The sequence below is a fragment of the Streptomyces sp. NPDC055140 genome, from assembly GCF_053607285.1.
This window is the reverse complement of record NZ_JBSGTG010000009.1, coordinates 237442-253590: the sequence shown is the minus strand read 5'-3', so window position 1 is coordinate 253590 and position 16149 is coordinate 237442. Positions and strand designations below refer to the sequence as shown.

Below are 16149 nucleotides of genomic sequence, written 5' to 3'. Positions count from 1 at the left end.
GTCAGGGGCAGTGGCGGCCAGGCCTCGAAGACTGCGGCCGCCACTCGCCCGTACCCGTTCAGGAACCGACCGTCGCCCCCACCGGCGCGCGCCGCACGACGTCCACCAGCGACCGGTCGGTGATCTTCAGTGCGGGGGACACGGCGAGCGTAAGAGTGGACACGCTCATGAACGGGTTGAGGTGTTCCCAACCCCACGCCTCCAAGGCGGCTCGCACGGCGCCCGCCTCCTCGGCGACCCGCGCGGCCGGCCGGGCCGACAGCACGCCGCCCACCGGCAGCGGCATCCGCGCCGCCACGCTCTCGCCGTCGGCACCTCGGACGACGGCCACGCCGCCTCCGTCGGCCACAACGGTCGCCGACGCTGCGGCCATCGCCGCACGGGACGTACCGATCGTCACCAGGTTGTGGCTGTCGTGGGCGTACGTGGTGGCCACGGCGCCCTCGGCCAGGTCCCTGCCGAGCAGCGGCGCGAAGACGACTCCGTCACGGCCGTGGCGATTGCGGACGCGGACCAGTACGGCCCGGCCCTCCCACGCCACTTCGCCGCCGGACACGGGGAGTTCGACCTCGGCGGCCTCGGTGTAGGTGTCCCGCGGGTTCACGCGCATCGCCCGGAACCGGTGCGTCCCGTCGGGCAGGTCCACGCGCCAGCGGAACCCGTCCGCGTCCTGCGCCTCCACGTCGACCCGGCTCTCCAGGGCGCCGGCCTCCCCGGACCGTGCCTCGTAGACCGCCGCGCCGTCCCTGCCCACGACCTGGCCGCCGGCCAGCACGACGGCCGGGTCGAACGCGGCGAGTTCGCCGCGCAGGAGGACCAGGTCGGCGCGCTTGCCGGGCGAGACGACGCCCCGGTCGTACAGCCGAAGGCGCTGCGCCGGGGTCCAGGTCAGCGCGCGCAGGACGACGTGCGGCGGGAAGCCCGCCGCCACGGCCACGCGGGCGATGTGGTCGAGGTGTCCCTCGGTGACGATGTGGTCGGCCGCCAGGTCGTCGGTCACGAGGCACAGCGGCGGCAGCTGGGGCAGCGCGAGGAGTGCCTTCGCGACGTCCTCGTCGAGGCACTTCTCCTGGAGCATCATCGTCATGCCCAGGCGGGCCTTCTCCAGGACCACTTCGGTGCGGTTCTTGGTGTGGTCGGAGTCCACGCCCGTGGCCAGGTAGGCGCTGAGCTCGGCGCCGCTGAGGTTGGGGCAGTGGCCGTCCAGGATCGATCCCTGTGCCCGGGCTGCGGCAGTGACCGCGGCCATCCGCGGATCGCCGGCCACGACCGCCCGGTAGTCCATGACCTCTCCCAGGGCCACCACGCCCGGCCAGCGCAGCATCTCCGCGATGTCGTCGGCGGACAGCGCCGCACCGGCGTGCTCAAGACCTTCCAGCGCGGGCACGCACGAGGGCACGCCCCACAGCTGGGTCTGCGGCGTCCGGTCACCGGCGTCGATCATCCACCGCATGGCGTCCCGGCCCGCGACGTTGACGATCTCGTGCGGGTCGGCGAGGACGGTGGTGGTGCCGCGGGCCAGCGTCACGGCGGCGAACTGCTGCGGCGTGAGGAAGGCGCTCTCGATGTGCATGTGGGCGTCCACGAAACCGGGGACGATCCGCATGCCGGTGGCGTCGATCTCCTCGCGCGCCTCGGCGGGCGTGCCCGGCGGCAGTACGGCACTGATCTCGCTCCCCCGGACCAGTACGTCCGCGGGGAACTCCTCGCCGGTGAAGGTGGACACCACGCTCCCGCCGAAGATCCGGAGGTCGTGCTGTTCACTCATGTCGTCGTGCTCCTTCGTGGACGGTGTCGTCACGGGACGAGGGTGTAGAAGTAGTAGCCGAGCGGGATCATCACGATCCACAGCGGCCAGGCCACCTCTCGGATCCGTCCGCTGACGGTCTTGACCAGGACGTGCGCGGCCAGGCCCGTCGCGATGCCGGTGCCGAAGTTGCCGAAGAACAAGGTGGTCGCGACGGTCAGCGCCGCGGGGACGGCGTGCGTCGGATCCTTGAAGTCGACGTTCTTGAGGGCGCCGAGCATGTTCAGCCCGATGTACATGAGGACGGGCGCCGTGGCCGCGGACGGGATCAGTGTCGCGAACGGAGTGACCAGCAGCAGGAGGCCGAAGCCGCAGGCCGCCCACACCGACGCGAGGCCGGTCCTGCCTCCCGAGTCGGCGCCGGCCGACGACTCCAGGTAGGCCGTCATCGAGGGCGCGCCGACGGCGGCCCCGCCCATCACGGAGACGGAGTCGACGAGGAACGGGCGGCGGGAGCCGGGGATGTTGCCGTCCTTGTCGAGGAGCCCGGCCCGCCCTGCCACGGCCAGCAGCGTCCCGGTCATGGAGAAGAACTCCGAGACGAAGAAGGCGAAGATGTACGGGAAGTACTCGGGCTTGAGGGCGCCGAGGATGTCGATGTGGAAGAGCAGCGGGCCGGGCGAGTCCGGCGCCGAGAAGAGGCTGTCGGGGACCTCGGTCACGCCCAGCGGGATGCCGGCGACCGTCACCGCCGCGATGGTGATCAGGAACGCTCCGGGTACCTTGCGCGACGCGAGCGCGGTGAGCAGCAGCAGGCCGGCCAGGGCCAGCAGACCGGCGGGCTCGGACAGGTCACCGACGGCCAGGGCCGCCTTGTCGGCGTTGCCGACGACGAGGTCCGCGTCCCGGAATCCGATGAGGGCGATGTAGAGGCCGAGACCGCCGCTGATGGCGTACTTGAGGTGCATCGGCATCAGGCGCGTGACGAGGTCGCGGATGCCGAGGAGGGTGAGCACCAGGAAGGCCACGCCGGACCAGAACACCATGCCGAGCGCCGTGTCCCAGGGGACGTGGTCCTGGCCGACGATGGTGAAGGCGACGAGCGCCACTCCGCCGAGGCCCGGGGCGACGACGAAGGGCAGGTTGGCCATCAGGCCCATCGCCAGGGTGGCCAGGGCTATCGCGATGATCACGGCGGTGGTGGCGGCGCCGTGCGGCACGCCGGCGCCGGCCAGCTGACCGGGCACGACGACCACGGCGTAGGCGGCGGCCATGAACATCGAGGCGCCCGCCACGAGTTCGGTGCGGTGGGTGCTGCCGCGGCCGCGGACGCTGAAGAGCCGTTCGACGCGCGAGGCGGGTGGCTCGGTCGTGACGGCGGTCTGCTCGCCGGTGGTCGGAGCGGTGGGTGGCATACGAAACCTCGGCGGGGATGAGGGTCGGGCCGGACGGCCTGCGACGGCGTCGGCGCGGGGAGGGCTCGCGGGAGGTGGGGGCACCCGGCTTGGGCCGGGTCTCTGCAACCGGGTTCTGTAACCGGTTGCAGAGACCGGTTGCAGGTATGATGACACGCCGTAAAGCGAATGTGAACACAGGGGCCCGCGCACGCTCGGCGGGCACGTCAGGCAGGGGGCGGCAATGGCGACGCTGATGGATGTGGCGCGCGCGGCGGGGGTGTCCAAGGCCACGGCCTCAAGGGCCCTGCAGCGCCCCGAGCTGGTCGCGGAACCCACCCGCCTGCGCGTGCTGGACGCCGCGCAGCGCCTCGGCTTCCACCCCAACGCCGCTGCCCGTGCGCTGACCACCGGGCGGACGGGGCTGGTCGGCCTTGTCGTGCCGACGCTCTCCAACCCGTTCTTCGCGCCGCTCGTGATGGGCGCCCAGCAGACCGCCGAGAAGACCGACCATCACCTCCTGATCGCCGTCTCGGAGTACGACCCCACCCGTGAGGCGGAGCTCGCCGACCGCCTCGCGGAGCAGGCCGACGGGCTGATCATGGTCACGCCGGTGGGTACCGACGCCGCGCTGCGGGAACGCGCGCGGCGCTTCCCTCTGGTACTGGTCGACCGCCAGGTCGGCCGGCTTCCCGCAGTCGTGGCCGACACGGCGACGGGGCTGGCCCAGCTCATGGACCACCTCCTCGACCAGGGACACCGGAACATCGCGTATGTCTCGGGCCCCGCCGGCTCCTGGGCCGACGGGCAGCGGTCCGCGATCCTGAGGGAACGCGCGGAACAGGCGAAGGCCCAGTTGCATGTCCTCGGCCCCCTGCCACCCACGTTCGACGCGGGGATAGAGGCCGCCCACACCCTCCCGCACGAGGCCACGGCCGTGCTCGCGTACAACAGCTACCTGACGCTCGGCCTGCTGCACGGACTCGCGGCGGCGCATCGCCGGGTGCCCGAGGACGTCAGCCTGGCCGCGGCCGACGACCTGAGCAGCCTCAAGTCGACGACACCTCCCGTGACAGCGCTCGACGTCCCGGTGGAGGAGGTGGGCGCACTCGCCGTCACGCGCCTCATCGACCTGCTCGCGGGCCACCAAGTCACGGTCACCTCCCGCCTGCCGTCCCGGCCGGTCCTGCGCGCGTCGACGGCGCCGCCCGCGAACCGATAGCCCCCGACGGCCCGCTACCGGGATTCATTCGCAGTGCATCGGGCTTCAGCCCGTGGTGAAGCGAATCTGGCGATCGCGACGCGGAGCGTCGCTGCGTCCCTCCCTGCGGAGCAGGGAGGGACAGTCCATCCTCCGGCCTGCCGGCGCGGGGCATCATGGCTCGCCTCCCGTCCGGCCTTCGCCCCGCACGTCCCACGATCATTGGCGGGCGCGATAGGCCGAACTTGAGCGCGAGCGTCAAACGGGAGGACGATCGTGATCAGTTCCGATCTTCGGGGGCGGTGCCCGGGAGGGGCGCGCCTAGGGTGACGTTCATGCAGCTCCGGTACACCTTCAGGCTGTACCCGGAACCGGGTCAACGCCTCGCGTTGGGCCGGGCGTTCGGGTGCGCGCGGGTCGTGTTCAACGACGCGGTGCGCGCCCGGAAGGACGCCCATGCGGCAGGGCTGCCGTATCCGAAGGCCGCCGAGCTGTCCCAGACCCTGATCACCCGCGCCAAGCGGACCGTGGAGCGGTCTTGGCTGGGCGAGGTGTCTTCGGTGGTGCTCCAGCAGTCTTTGCGGGATGTGGAGGCCGCCTACCGGGCGTTCTTCGCCTCCCTCAAGGGTGAGCGTAAGGGCGCGAGGGTGGGTGCGCCGCGGTTCAAGTCGCGCAAGGATTCGAGGCAGTCGGTCCGGTTCACGGCCAACGCCCGCTGGTCCATCACCCCAACAGGCCGGCTGAACCTGCCGAAGATCGGCGAGGTGCGGGTGAAGTGGTCCCGCACCCTGCCCGTGGTGCCGTCCTCGGTCACGGTGATCAAAGACAGTGCGGGCCGGTACTTCGCGAGCTATGTCATCGACACCGACCCGGCCGCCGACGCCGGCCGGATGCCCGCCACCGAGCAGGCCACCGGTATCGACCTGGGCCTGACCCACTTCGCGGTGCTGTCCGACGGCACGAAAATCGACTCCCCGCGGTTTCTGCGCCGCGCGGAGAAGAAACTCAAGAAAGCCGGGCGGGAACTGTCCCGCAAACAGAAAGGCTCGAAGAACCGGGCCAAGGCCCGGCTCAAGGTCGCCCGCGCGCATGCGCAGGTCGCCGATGCACGCAAGGAGTTCCACCATCAGCTCTCCACCCGGTTGATCCGCGAGAATCAAGCGATCGCCGTGGAAGACCTGTCGGTCAAGGGCCTCGCGCGCACCAAACTGGCCAAGTCCGTCCATGACGCGGGCTGGACACAGTTCGTGACCATGCTCGCCTACAAGGCGGCCCGCTACGGGCGGACCTTCATCAAGATCGGTCGGTTCGAGCCCACCAGCCAGGTGTGCTCCACCTGCGGACACCACGACGGACCCAAACCCCTGCACGTCAGGGAGTGGACCTGCCCCGCCTGCGGCACCGTCCACGACCGGGATGTCAACGCCGCCAAGAATGTGAAACAGGCCGCCGGACTGGCGGCATCGGCCTGCGGAGCGAAGGTAAGACCAGAACCCGTTCTGGCCCAACGCGAAGAAACAGGAAGCCACGGAATCCCAACAGGAAGCCGTGCCGCCTAGCGGCACAGCAACCCGCGGGACGGCCAGAATCCTCGGACTTCAGCCCGAGGAGCATGTCAACGAGTGCGGGTCAACGCGTCCAGATAGTCGTCAAGGAGCTCGGCCTGGCGACGGGGCGGGAACGCCTCGGGGTCGAACAGTGCCTGCACCACCAGGCCGAGCACGAAGGCCTGGGCGCCGGCCGCGATGCGCGCCGGGTCCCCGTCGGGCAGTTCGCCCGCCTCCTGAGCGGCCTCGACCAGGTCTCGCAGCTTGTCGCGACTTCGCGCGTACTTGCCCGCGTAGTCGTCACTCAGCCCGGGGTCCGCGAGCGCGGTGTCCCAGGAGGACACCCAGATCCGGTTGCTGTCGGTTGCCTCGCCCGTCAGCGGGAGGATGTCCATCAGGGCGGCCTTCAACGCGGCCAGGCCCTCCCCCGCCGCAGGCCGGGGGCGCGAGACGGTCCGCCGCTCGAGCAGGTCGAGGGCGTACGCGACCAGGTCGCGCTTGGCCGGGAAGTAGTGGGTGAGCAGGCCGGTGGACGCGTCGAGTTCCGCGGCGACGGCGCGCATGGTCAGGCCGCCGAATCCGTGCGCGACCAGCACCCGCCAGACCGCCTCGGAGACGTCACGGCGACGGGCCTCATGGTCCCCCTTGGTACGTGGCATGCTGCTACGGTACATAGCCAAAACGCTTGTTGTGTGAATGGGGTCCCTCATGTTCTCTCTCCCCCTGCGGGACGACGCCCGTCTCGCCCCGCTCGAGATATGGCACGCCGAGGAGTTCGCCGCCCACCTGGACCGGGCTCGCGAGCACATCCGGCCGTGGGTCGGGGCAGGGTTCGTCACCGTCGACGTCGACGGGGCACGGACCACACTGCGCCGGTACGCCGAGCGCCAGGCCGCGGACGGCGGCCGCCTCTACGGCATCTGGCTCGACGGCACGCTCGTCGGCGGCGTGATGTTCGTGGACTTCGACGCCGCTTCCGGTTCCTGCGAGATCGGCTGCTGGCTGGAGCCGGACGCCGAGGGCCACGGCCTGATCACACCGGCGTGCGGCACCTTGCTGGACTGGGCGTTCACCACACGGGGCCTGCACCGCGCCGAGTGGCACTGCCGGGCCGACAACGAACGCAGCGCCGCGGTGGCCAAACGGCTCGGCATGACGCTCGAAGGCGTTCAGCGCGAGTCCTGGCCGTATGAGGGCACCCGTCACGGCACGCAGCTCTGGGCGATTCTCGCTCCGGAGTGGCGCGCCCAGTAACCACGACACCGCGCGCCCGGGAACGGCGAACCCAGTAGCCACCCCACCGCGGCGCCTCATTTCTCGAACGCGTCCCGCGCACACGTTCCCGTGGTGCGGGACGGCGCGCGATCACGTTCCGCTTGGCCGTCTGCCTCATTCGGCAGGTTTGCACTTCCAGGACGCGAGATCGCCCCCTTCGCGCCGTACCTGGCCACCACTCCCGGCTGCTTGCCTTGTGGGTGCAACGAGGAGCTTTCGTACCACCGATCGCTTCGCTCAACCTCGTTACACCTCCTGGGAGGGAATGTGTCCGTACAGGACAGCGCCACCGGCCCCGCGAGCGACGAAGAAACCGCACCTGAAGTCCCGACCGACCAGCAGCTGACCAGTCTCGGTACCCATGCGGCACGCCGGCTGGCCACGACCACCAAGTCCGCACCGCAGATGCAGGCCATCACCTCACGGTGGCTGCTGAAATCCCTGCCATGGGTGGACGTCAAGGGCGGTACGTACCGGGTCAACCGGCGTCTCCAGCTCAGCATCGGCCGCGGCAGGGTGCAGTTCGACCAGAACGGCGGGAACGACATCAAAGTCATCCCCGAGACGCTCACCGAACTCCCCGTCCTGCGCGGGTACGACGACATCGACGTACTCAAGGAAATCGCCACCCGGTTCCGGACCCGGGAGGTGCGGGCCGGGCAGGTCCTCTTCGAGGCCGGGCAGCCGGTGACCGAGGCCTACCTGGTGGCCCACGGGCGGTTCACCCGCTTCACCGAAGGCAAATACGGCGAGGAGGAGGTCATCGGCGTCGTCACGGACGGCGACCAGATGGGCGACGAGGCCATCGGCCAGCCGGACCCGCTGTGGCTCAGCTCGGTCCGGGCCGAGACCGCGGGCACGGTACTCGTACTGCCCTGGGACATCGTCGAGGAGCTCACCGAGCGGACACCGTCCCTCGCCGCGCACCTGCGGGAGTACGCCGAACGGCAGCGGCTGCCGAGGAACCGCAAGGGCGAGGCAGACGTCCCCGTGCAGTCCGGGCACACGGGTGAGCCGACGCTGTCCGGCGGCTTCGTCGACTATGAACTCACGCCGCGCGAATACGAGTTGTCCCTCACCCAGACCGTCCTGCGCGTCCACACCCGCATCGCCGACCTCTACAACGACCCGATGGACCAGACCGAGGAGCAGCTCCGCCTCACCATCGAGGAGATCCGCGAGCGTCAGGAGTGGGAACTCCTCAACAACCGCGAGTTCGGGCTGCTGCACAACGTCGACTACGGACAGCGCATCAGCACCTTCTCCGGCCCGCCCACCCCCGACGATCTCGACGAACTGCTCTCCATGCGCCGTAAGACGAAGCTCTTCCTCGCCCATCCGAAGGCGATCGCCGCGTTCTTCCGGCAGTGCAACCGGCGCGGCCTGGTGCCCGGCACCGCGAACGTCGACGGTCACGAGGTGCCCGCCTGGCGGGGCGTCCCCCTGTTCCCCTGCGGCAAGATCCCGGTCACACCGCAGCACACGACCAGCATCCTCGCGCTGCGCACCGGGGAGTCCGACCAAGGCGTCATCGGCCTCTACCAGACCGGCATCCCCGAGGAGTACCAGCCCGGACTCAACGTCCGGTTCATGGGCATCAACACCACCGCGATCATCAACTACCTCGTCACCGCCTACTACTCACTGGCGATTCTCGTCCCCGACGCGGCCGGGATCCTCGAGAACGTGCAGATCGGACGGACCGCCGAATGACGCACGACGACGGACGGGGTATGCGATGAGCGCACCGCCCGACACCACCACCCCGTTCTCGCCGCCGGGGCCGCCCAACCTGGCGCACACCCTGCAGACACGGCGCGGCGGGGCGGTCCCCGGGCTGCGTCACCAGCCGGCGGTCCCCGCCGATCCCGTGAAGGTCGAGGAGGTCGACCGCAGGCTGGAGATCTGGGCGCGCGGGCTCGATCTGTTCCCCGAGGCGTGGTTCGAGGACTTCGCGAGCTTCCAGGTCGGGCGGGCCGTGGTGCTCCAGCACCCGGGGGCGGCGGACCTGGACCGCCTCACCGCCGCGGGCAAGCTGCTGCTCGCCGAGAACGTGGTCGACGACTGCTACTGCGAGGACAAGGGCGGATCGCCGCGCGGCCTCGGCGGCCGGCTGATCATGGCGCAGTCCGCGATCGACCCGTACCACGGGACAGCCGAGGCCGAGGAGCAGTGGCGCCACGGCATGCAGGCCGACGGCCCGCTGCGCTCGTACCACGCGGCCTTCCAGGACTACGCCGCCTTCGCCACTCCCAGCCAGACCTCCCGGTTCGTCCACGACATCGCGCGGCTGCACCTCGGGTACCTCGCCGAGGCCGCCTGGGCGGAGACGCGGAACATGCCGCGCGTGTGGGAGTACCTGGTGATGCGGCAGTTCAACAACTTCCGCCCCTGTCTGTCCCTCGTCGACGCGGTGGAGGGCTACGAACTGCCCGAGGCCGTCTACGCCCGGCCCGAGATCCAGCGGGTCACGGCGCTGGCGTGCAACGCGACGACGCTCGTCAACGACCTGTACTCCTTCACCAAGGAACTGGCCAACGACCCCACCCATCTCAACCTTCCGCAGGTCGTCGCGGCCAACGAACGGTGCGGCCTCAAGGCCGCCTACCTCAAGTCCGTCGACATCCACAACGAGATCCAGACGGCCTTCGAGGAGGAGGCCGCGCTCCTGTCCGCCATGTCACCCCTCGTCGAGCGGTACGTCCAGGGGCTCGGCACCTGGGTGGCCGGCAACCACGAGTGGCACGCCACGAACAGCCGCCGCTACCACCTGCCGAACTACTGGTAGCCCGCGCTCCGGCCCAGCCACTCGGACCCGAGAGTTCCACCCGCTCCACCCGATCGACATGATTCACCGTCAGATGCACTGCGAGGAGTACCTGTTGACCACCGCTCCCCACTTCACCTCGGCCGCACCGGTCCCGACCCAGTCCACGTACCAGTCCCGTGTCGCCGAATACTGGAACGCCGAGGAAAACCCGGTCAACCTCGAACTCGGCAAGATCGACGACCTGTACCACCACCACTACGGGATCGGCCCCGCGGACAACTCGGTGCTCGACGAGCCCGACCCCGCGCGGCGCAACGACCGGCTCACCGCCGAACTGCACCGGCTCGAACACGCCCAGGCCAACTTCCTCGCCGACCACCTCGGGCCACTCGCCCCCACCGACCGGGTCTTCGATGCCGGCTGCGGACGCGGCGGCGGCAGTGTGGTGGCGCATCTGCGGTACGGCTGCCAGGCCGACGGCGTCACCATCTCGGCCAAGCAGGCGGACTTCGCCAACGCCCAGGCCGCCGAACGCGGCATCGACGGCCAGGTCCGCTACCACCACCGCAACATGCTCGACACCGGTCTGCCGACCGGCGCGTTCGCCGCGTCGTGGAACAACGAGTCGACCATGTACGTCGAGCTGGAGCTGCTCTTCGCCGAACACGCCCGGCTGCTGCGCCGCGGCGGCCGCTACGTGGTCATCACCGGCTGCTACAACGACAGTTACGGCCAGGCGTCGCGCGAGGTGTCCCTGATCAACGCCCACTACATCTGTGACATCCACCCACGGTCGGAGTACTTCCGCGCCATGGCCCGCAACCGCCTGGTCCCCGTGCACGTCGAGGACCTCACCGCGGCCGCGCTGCCCTACTGGGAACTGCGCAAGCAGGCCGACCATCTGGTCACCGGCATCGAGGACACGTTCCTCACCGCGTACAAGAACGGCAGTTTCCAGTACCTGATGATCGCTGCCGACCGCGTCTGACTCCGGCCCCGCCCTGAGCCCTGGTCCGGTGCCGTCAGCGTGAATTGACCTTCGTGGGGTAGGAAGGCAAGGCCCGCACACCGGGCGCACGGCTCACGCGGAACCGGGAAAGGGCGGTCGGATCATGGCGCTGGAGCAGGCGGGCCAAGGAGTGGTTCAGGCGGTCGTCATCCACAACGGACGCCTGCTCCTGGTGGAACAGCCGGACGGCAGTGCGCTACCGTCCGGCGTTCCCGAGCCCGCCGAGTCGGCGGCGGCCACCGCCGCACGCCTTGTGTACGAGCTCACCGGCTATCTCGTCGACGGTTCATCGACGCTCGAACCGCAGGCGGCTCAAGCAGATTCGAGGTCGGCCGTTCTGTGCCAGCTTCTGACCGAGGACCCATCGGACGGAGCGCGGCTCGCGCCGGAGCAGATCCACTGGGTTCCGGTCGCGGAGGCGGTCGACATCACGCCGCCCGGAGTCGTCCGCAACTATTTGGAGGGCCACACGCCCGTGTGAACCCTCCACGTGTCGTGGCCGGACCTCGTCACGGGGCCCAGCGGCCGTTGGCCTTGCGATGATCGTGGGGCTGCTGGGACCTACCGGGCAGCTGGTCCTTCGCCTGCTTGACGGCAGCCTGCGGGATCTGCGAGTGGAAGTACAGCAGCTTGCCCTGCCCTCGTGCACCTATGCCGTGGTGCCCTTTCGCCGGTGAGTTCTTGCTCATGACTCGGCACCTCGCCATCTCACGTCGGCTTCGCGGGCCGGGAACTCTCCGGTCGCGCATTCCGTAGAATTCACGGTACGCCGACACTGACGATGACGACGGGTCGAGCACGACGGGTGGAGCCGAACCCCCGTTCACAGGGCGTGCCACGTTACTCGCCGGTTGGCGGTCTCCACCTGCGGGTACGGGGGATCAATGCGACGCTGAGACGGTGCATACCTCCGAACTCACTCCCGAAATCCGCGCCGCCCTGAGCAAGCCGCGGCCGTATCCCGCGATCACGTTGGTCACGCCGACCGATCCGGATTTCCCCTTCAGCGACAAGGACCGCATCCTCATCCGCGACCTGGTCACCGAGGCCAAGCGGCGGCTGGTGGACGACCCGGACGTGGAGCGGGAGACAAGGTTGGAGCTCCGGGATCAACTCCTGGATCCCACGGAGATCGAGCGCGCGACCGATCCTTTCCACCCGGACGACGCCATGGTCGTCTATCTGGCCGTGAACGAGCCGGTTCAGGTATGGCGGATGACATCGCTCGCACCGGTGGAACCCCGCGTGGAATTCTCCACGGCATTCCTGACGCGGTACCTGGTGGCGGCCGAACAGCGTTCCCGCCCGTACCTGGTCCTTGTCCTCGACCAGGAGATGTGCCGTCTGTACCACGGGTCTGTCCGACGGCTGGAGGAAGTGGAGAGGAACGGGTGGCCGGACAAGCCGCAGATCCCGTCGCCCGAGGATGCAATTCCCGGGTCCATCCCCCACTCCACGCCGTACGAGGGGCATGAGGAGCGGGTCGAGCAGTACCTGCGAACCGTGGACAAACGGCTGGGGCAGTCCTTCGAGGAGCACGACGGACTGCCGCTGTTCGTCATCGGCGGCGACAAGATCCTCTCGACGTTCAAGAGCGTCACCCGCTACGGGAACCTGATCGCCGGGACGTTGCCGCTTACGGGCATGGACAAGGAATCGGCCCAGGATCTGGAGAAGCGGCTTCAGCCCGTCCTCGCCGACTTCTACGCGAAGCAGGTCGCCGAAGCCGTCTCCGAGCTGAGCGAAGCGCGTGGACAGGGCAAGTACGTCGGCGGCGCGCCGGAGGTGTGGACCTCGGTCGCCGACAAGCGCGTGCGCCGCCTGGTGGTGGAAGAGGGGCTGATGCTGGCGGGCCGCATCACCGAGGCCGACCGCGTCCTGGAGCTCGTAGACGTACCCAAGCCGGTGACGTTGCCGGACCCGAAGAAGGACATGGAACCGTCGGCACACGCACTTGGTGTGGCCACCGACATCGTCGAGCGACTCGTGGACAACGCGATCGCGGCCGATGCCCGGGTTCTGTTCGTGCCCGACGGGACGCTCCAGGAGGCCGGCGGCGTGGCGGCGCTTCTGCGGTACTGATCCCCACCGGCGGAAGCACGAGAGACGGGAGCCCTCGGTGAGGACTCCCGTCTCTCGTGCTTCCGTCTCGCGCGATCTAGAGATACGGCGAACCGGAAACATCAATCACGTGTGTGTGGCGCTTGCCGCGTGTTTCCACCCTCGGGCCCGGCGCGACGACAGCGGTACGGCCGTCCGCAAAGGTCACTTGGTAGAGATCCCGATTCGTACCGGAGATGATCTCCTCGACCCTCACGGTCCGGTCACCCTCGACGCCGTGCAGGGTCAGGTAATCGCCCTTCTTGGCTTCCATGTGATCAGCCTCTAATGCTGACAGCTTCCGACGCCTCTGATGTGGGGCACCCATTCCACTCAATCCCGGTGGTTGCCGATCCGCAAGCGGAGCGGAAATTGCTCACCTTCACCCGGCCCCAGCTCCACCCGGCCCGATACCCATTTGTGCTAAAGATAGCTTTTGCCCGAATGCGGGGAAATCCGGCCGAGAGAAGGTGCAGTGGTACTAGCGATCGCTCAAGAGACCATGGCGCGCTGGCAGTTCGGCATCACCATCGTCTACCACTTCCTCTTCGTCCCGCTGACGATCAGTCTGGCCTCCATCGTGGCGGGCTTCGAGACGGCCTGGGTACGGACGGGCAAGGCGAAGTATTTCCACGCCACGAAGTTCTGGGGCAAGCTCTTTCTCATCAACATCGCGATGGGCGTCGTCACCGGCATCGTCCAGGAGTTCCAGTTCGGAATGAACTGGTCCGACTACTCGCGCTTCGTCGGCGATGTTTTCGGCGCACCGCTGGCGATGGAGGCGCTGATCGCCTTCTTCTTCGAGTCGACGTTCATCGGCCTGTGGATCTTCGGCTGGGACAGGCTTCCCAAGAAGCTGCACTGCGCGTGCATCTGGCTGGTCGCCATCGGCACCTTGCTCTCCGCGTACTTCATTCTGGCGGCCAACTCCTTTATGCAGCACCCGGTCGGCTACCGGATCGACAAGGAGTCCGGTCGGGCCCAACTCACGGACATCGGCCGGGTGTTGTTCCAGAACACCACGCAGGTGCAGATGTTCCACACCGTCACCGCGGCGTTCCTCACCGGTTCCGCGCTGGTGATCGGCATCTCCTCGTACCACCTGCTGCGCGCCAAGCGCGGCAGGGAGACCAACCGCCGGAACATCGCGCCGATGCGGACCTCACTGCGGGTCGGCCTGATCATCGCGGTCGTCGCGGGGCTCGGCACCGCAGTCAGCGGTGACCGGCTGGGCAAGGTCATGTTCGAACAGCAGCCGATGAAGATGGCTGCCGCCGAGGCGCTCTGGGACACGCAGGGTCCCGCCCCCTTCTCGATCTTCTCGATCGGCAACGTCTCCGAGGGCCACAACACCGTCGCGCTGGAGATCCCGGGCCTACTGTCCTTCCTCGCCAAGGACAACTTCCACTCCCCCGTCCCCGGCATCAACGACAGGGCCCGTGACCAGGCGGCCGAGTTCGGCGGTGAACCGGAGGACTACATCCCGAACATCTTCATGACGTACTGGGGCTTCCGCCTCATGATCTTCTTCGGGATGACCAGCTTCGTGGTGGGTCTGATCGGGCTGTGGACCACACGTCGGAAGTTCTGGCTCACCCAGCCGCACAAGACGGACGACGACGAGCCGCCGATGCTGATGCTCACCAACAAGGTCGAGATGAACGCCTTCTTCACCAAGTGGAGCTGGCGGGTCGGCATCCTCACCATGGCCTTCCCGCTGGGCGCCAACAGCTTCGGCTGGATCTTCACCGAGATGGGCCGCCAGCCCTGGGTGGTCTACCACCTGATGCGCACCTTCGAAGCCGATTCCCCCAACGTGACCACCGGTACGGTGATCGGCTCGATGACCGCGTTCACCGTGCTCTATGCGGTACTCGCGGTGATCTGGGTGAAGCTCATGGCCAAGTACGCCATGGCCGGCCCGGACTCCGGTGAGCGGCCGCCGACCAAGGACCCGACCCTGCGCGGGCCTTCCGCGGGGGACGCCGACCAGCCCCTCGCCCACGCGTACTGAGGACGGATCGTCATGCACCTCCACGATCTCTGGTTCATCCTGATCGCCGTCCTGTGGATCGGCTACTTCTTCCTCGAGGGCTTCGACTTCGGCGTCGGTGTCCTCACCAAGCTGCTGGCCCGCAACAGCACCGAGCGCCGGGTCCTCATCAACACCATCGGCCCGGTGTGGGACGGCAACGAGGTCTGGCTGATCACGGCCGCCGGTGCGACCTTCGCGGCCTTCCCGGACTGGTACGCCACCATGTTCAGCGGCTTCTACATTCCCTTGCTGATCATCCTGTTCTGCCTGATCGTCCGGGGCGTGGCCTTCGAATACCGGGCCAAGCAGTCCGGTGCGCGCTGGCAGCGCAACTGGGAGGAGGCCACGTTCTGGACGTCCCTGCTGCCCCCGTTCCTCTGGGGCGTGATCTTCGCGAACATGGTCCGCGGCCTCGCGATCGACGCGGACAAGTCGTACGTGGGCGGCCTCGGGGATCTGTTCAACGGTTACGCGATCCTCGGCGGCTTCATGACGCTGGTGCTGTTCGTCTGCCACGGCGCGGTGTTCGCGGCGCTGAAGACGCTCGGCGAGATCCGTGACCGAGCCAGGACCCGGGCGACCCAACTGGGCGTCGTGGCAGGTCTGTTGCTGATCGCCTTCCTGATCTGGACGCAGGTGGACTCGGGCAACGGCCGGAGTCTGGGCGTGATGATCGTGACGTTCGTGGCCCTGGTCGGGGCGCTCGTCATGACCCGGCTCGGCCGTGACGGCTGGGCGTTCACACTGTCGGGGCTGACCGTCGTGGCGGTGTTCGCGACCCTGTTCCTGGCCCTGTATCCGGACGTCATGCCGTCGACGCTCGACCCCGGCTGGTCGCTGACCGTCTCCAACGCCGCTTCGTCGTCGTACACGCTGAAGGTGATGACGATCGTCGCGGCGGTGTTCACGCCGATCGTGCTGATCTACCAGAGCTGGACGTACTGGGTCTTCCGCCGGCGGATCGGCGTCCAGCACATTCCGGCGGGCCACTGACCATGCGGCCTGTCGACCCCCGGCTGCCGGCGTACGCCCGCACCACCCGCGCCTTCCTCGCCGGCTCCCTGCGGCCGT

At 68.7% G+C, this 16149-nt stretch carries 15 protein-coding genes; 10 read left to right on the top strand and 5 right to left on the bottom strand.

Going from position 1 to position 16149, the window contains the following annotated elements:
- Positions 1-58: 58 nt before the first annotated feature.
- Both ACWFR4_RS19920 and ACWFR4_RS19915 read right to left on the bottom strand, forming a co-directional pair.
- Positions 59-1801, bottom strand: coding sequence for an adenine deaminase C-terminal domain-containing protein (locus tag ACWFR4_RS19920; RefSeq protein ID WP_453653662.1), 1743 nt, complete (start codon positions 1799-1801; stop codon positions 59-61).
- Entirely contained in the window at positions 1798-3162 is a 1365-nt protein-coding gene (locus tag ACWFR4_RS19915) for an NCS2 family permease (protein WP_453653660.1), read from the bottom strand. Before ACWFR4_RS19915 ends, ACWFR4_RS19920 begins: the two co-directional genes overlap by 4 nt.
- A gap of 223 nt (positions 3163-3385) precedes the next feature.
- Between ACWFR4_RS19915 and ACWFR4_RS19910 the strand changes: the two genes are divergently transcribed.
- Entirely contained in the window at positions 3386-4363 is a 978-nt protein-coding gene (locus ACWFR4_RS19910; RefSeq protein ID WP_453653658.1) for a LacI family DNA-binding transcriptional regulator, read from the top strand.
- 314 nt (positions 4364-4677) lie between these two features.
- Positions 4678-5901 (top strand): RNA-guided endonuclease InsQ/TnpB family protein, encoded by a 1224-nt coding sequence (locus ACWFR4_RS19905; protein WP_453653656.1) that lies wholly within the window; start codon positions 4678-4680, stop codon positions 5899-5901.
- A gap of 56 nt (positions 5902-5957) precedes the next feature.
- Here ACWFR4_RS19905 and ACWFR4_RS19900 read toward each other — a convergent pair whose 3' ends face one another.
- Positions 5958-6548: a TetR/AcrR family transcriptional regulator gene (locus ACWFR4_RS19900; RefSeq protein ID WP_453653654.1), complete on the bottom strand. Its 591-nt coding sequence runs from the start codon at positions 6546-6548 to the stop codon at positions 5958-5960.
- Between the two features lie 49 nt (positions 6549-6597).
- On the opposite strand from ACWFR4_RS19900, the gene ACWFR4_RS19895 reads away from it, so the two are divergent.
- The 5 genes from ACWFR4_RS19895 (at position 6598) to ACWFR4_RS19875 (ending at position 11424) form a co-directional block, all read left to right on the top strand.
- Positions 6598-7143, top strand: coding sequence for a GNAT family N-acetyltransferase (locus tag ACWFR4_RS19895; protein WP_453469184.1), 546 nt, complete (start codon positions 6598-6600; stop codon positions 7141-7143).
- Positions 7144-7431: 288 nt separating this feature from the next.
- Positions 7432-8877, top strand: a complete 1446-nt coding sequence (locus ACWFR4_RS19890) for a family 2B encapsulin nanocompartment shell protein (protein ID WP_453469183.1) — start codon at positions 7432-7434, stop codon at positions 8875-8877.
- 25 nt (positions 8878-8902) lie between these two features.
- A complete protein-coding gene (locus ACWFR4_RS19885) occupies positions 8903-9952 on the top strand; it encodes a family 2 encapsulin nanocompartment cargo protein terpene cyclase (protein WP_453469182.1) in 1050 nt (349 codons plus the stop codon).
- 94 nt (positions 9953-10046) lie between these two features.
- Positions 10047-10922: a geranyl diphosphate 2-C-methyltransferase gene (locus tag ACWFR4_RS19880; protein WP_453653653.1), complete on the top strand. Its 876-nt coding sequence runs from the start codon at positions 10047-10049 to the stop codon at positions 10920-10922.
- A gap of 124 nt (positions 10923-11046) precedes the next feature.
- Entirely contained in the window at positions 11047-11424 is a 378-nt protein-coding gene (locus ACWFR4_RS19875) for an NUDIX domain-containing protein (RefSeq protein WP_453653651.1), read from the top strand.
- Positions 11425-11452: 28 nt separating this feature from the next.
- Here the strand turns inward: ACWFR4_RS19875 and ACWFR4_RS19870 are convergent, their stop codons facing one another.
- Positions 11453-11632 carry a hypothetical protein gene (locus ACWFR4_RS19870; protein WP_453469668.1) on the bottom strand — a complete coding sequence of 60 codons (180 nt, stop codon included), beginning with the start codon at positions 11630-11632 and terminating at the stop codon, positions 11453-11455.
- 211 nt (positions 11633-11843) lie between these two features.
- Between ACWFR4_RS19870 and ACWFR4_RS19865 the strand changes: the two genes are divergently transcribed.
- Positions 11844-13025 carry a baeRF3 domain-containing protein gene (locus ACWFR4_RS19865; RefSeq protein ID WP_453653649.1) on the top strand — a complete coding sequence of 394 codons (1182 nt, stop codon included), beginning with the start codon at positions 11844-11846 and terminating at the stop codon, positions 13023-13025.
- A gap of 76 nt (positions 13026-13101) precedes the next feature.
- Here the strand turns inward: ACWFR4_RS19865 and ACWFR4_RS19860 are convergent, their stop codons facing one another.
- Positions 13102-13317, bottom strand: a complete 216-nt coding sequence (locus ACWFR4_RS19860; protein WP_453653647.1) for a DUF1918 domain-containing protein — start codon at positions 13315-13317, stop codon at positions 13102-13104.
- Between the two features lie 201 nt (positions 13318-13518).
- Here ACWFR4_RS19860 and ACWFR4_RS19855 point away from each other — a divergent pair, with 201 nt between their 5' ends.
- Positions 13519-15057: a cytochrome ubiquinol oxidase subunit I gene (locus tag ACWFR4_RS19855; RefSeq protein ID WP_453653645.1), complete on the top strand. Its 1539-nt coding sequence runs from the start codon at positions 13519-13521 to the stop codon at positions 15055-15057.
- Positions 15058-15069: 12 nt separating this feature from the next.
- On the top strand, positions 15070-16071 hold the full coding sequence (gene cydB, locus ACWFR4_RS19850; protein WP_453469071.1) for a cytochrome d ubiquinol oxidase subunit II: 1002 nt from the start codon (positions 15070-15072) through the stop codon (positions 16069-16071).
- Positions 16072-16149 lie beyond the last annotated feature (78 nt).

Coding starts and splice junctions, on each gene's coding strand:
- cydB (WP_453469071.1), top strand. CDS start 15,070: ATGCACCTCCACGATCTCTGGTTCATCCTGATCGCCGTCCTGTGGATC.
- ACWFR4_RS19900 (WP_453653654.1), bottom strand. CDS start 6,548: ATGCCACGTACCAAGGGGGACCATGAGGCCCGTCGCCGTGACGTCTCC.
- ACWFR4_RS19860 (WP_453653647.1), bottom strand. CDS start 13,317: ATGGAAGCCAAGAAGGGCGATTACCTGACCCTGCACGGCGTCGAGGGT.
- ACWFR4_RS19885 (WP_453469182.1), top strand. CDS start 8,903: ATGAGCGCACCGCCCGACACCACCACCCCGTTCTCGCCGCCGGGGCCG.
- ACWFR4_RS19905 (WP_453653656.1), top strand. CDS start 4,678: ATGCAGCTCCGGTACACCTTCAGGCTGTACCCGGAACCGGGTCAACGC.
- ACWFR4_RS19895 (WP_453469184.1), top strand. CDS start 6,598: ATGTTCTCTCTCCCCCTGCGGGACGACGCCCGTCTCGCCCCGCTCGAG.
- ACWFR4_RS19915 (WP_453653660.1), bottom strand. CDS start 3,162: ATGCCACCCACCGCTCCGACCACCGGCGAGCAGACCGCCGTCACGACC.
- ACWFR4_RS19875 (WP_453653651.1), top strand. CDS start 11,047: ATGGCGCTGGAGCAGGCGGGCCAAGGAGTGGTTCAGGCGGTCGTCATC.
- ACWFR4_RS19870 (WP_453469668.1), bottom strand. CDS start 11,632: ATGAGCAAGAACTCACCGGCGAAAGGGCACCACGGCATAGGTGCACGA.
- ACWFR4_RS19910 (WP_453653658.1), top strand. CDS start 3,386: ATGGCGACGCTGATGGATGTGGCGCGCGCGGCGGGGGTGTCCAAGGCC.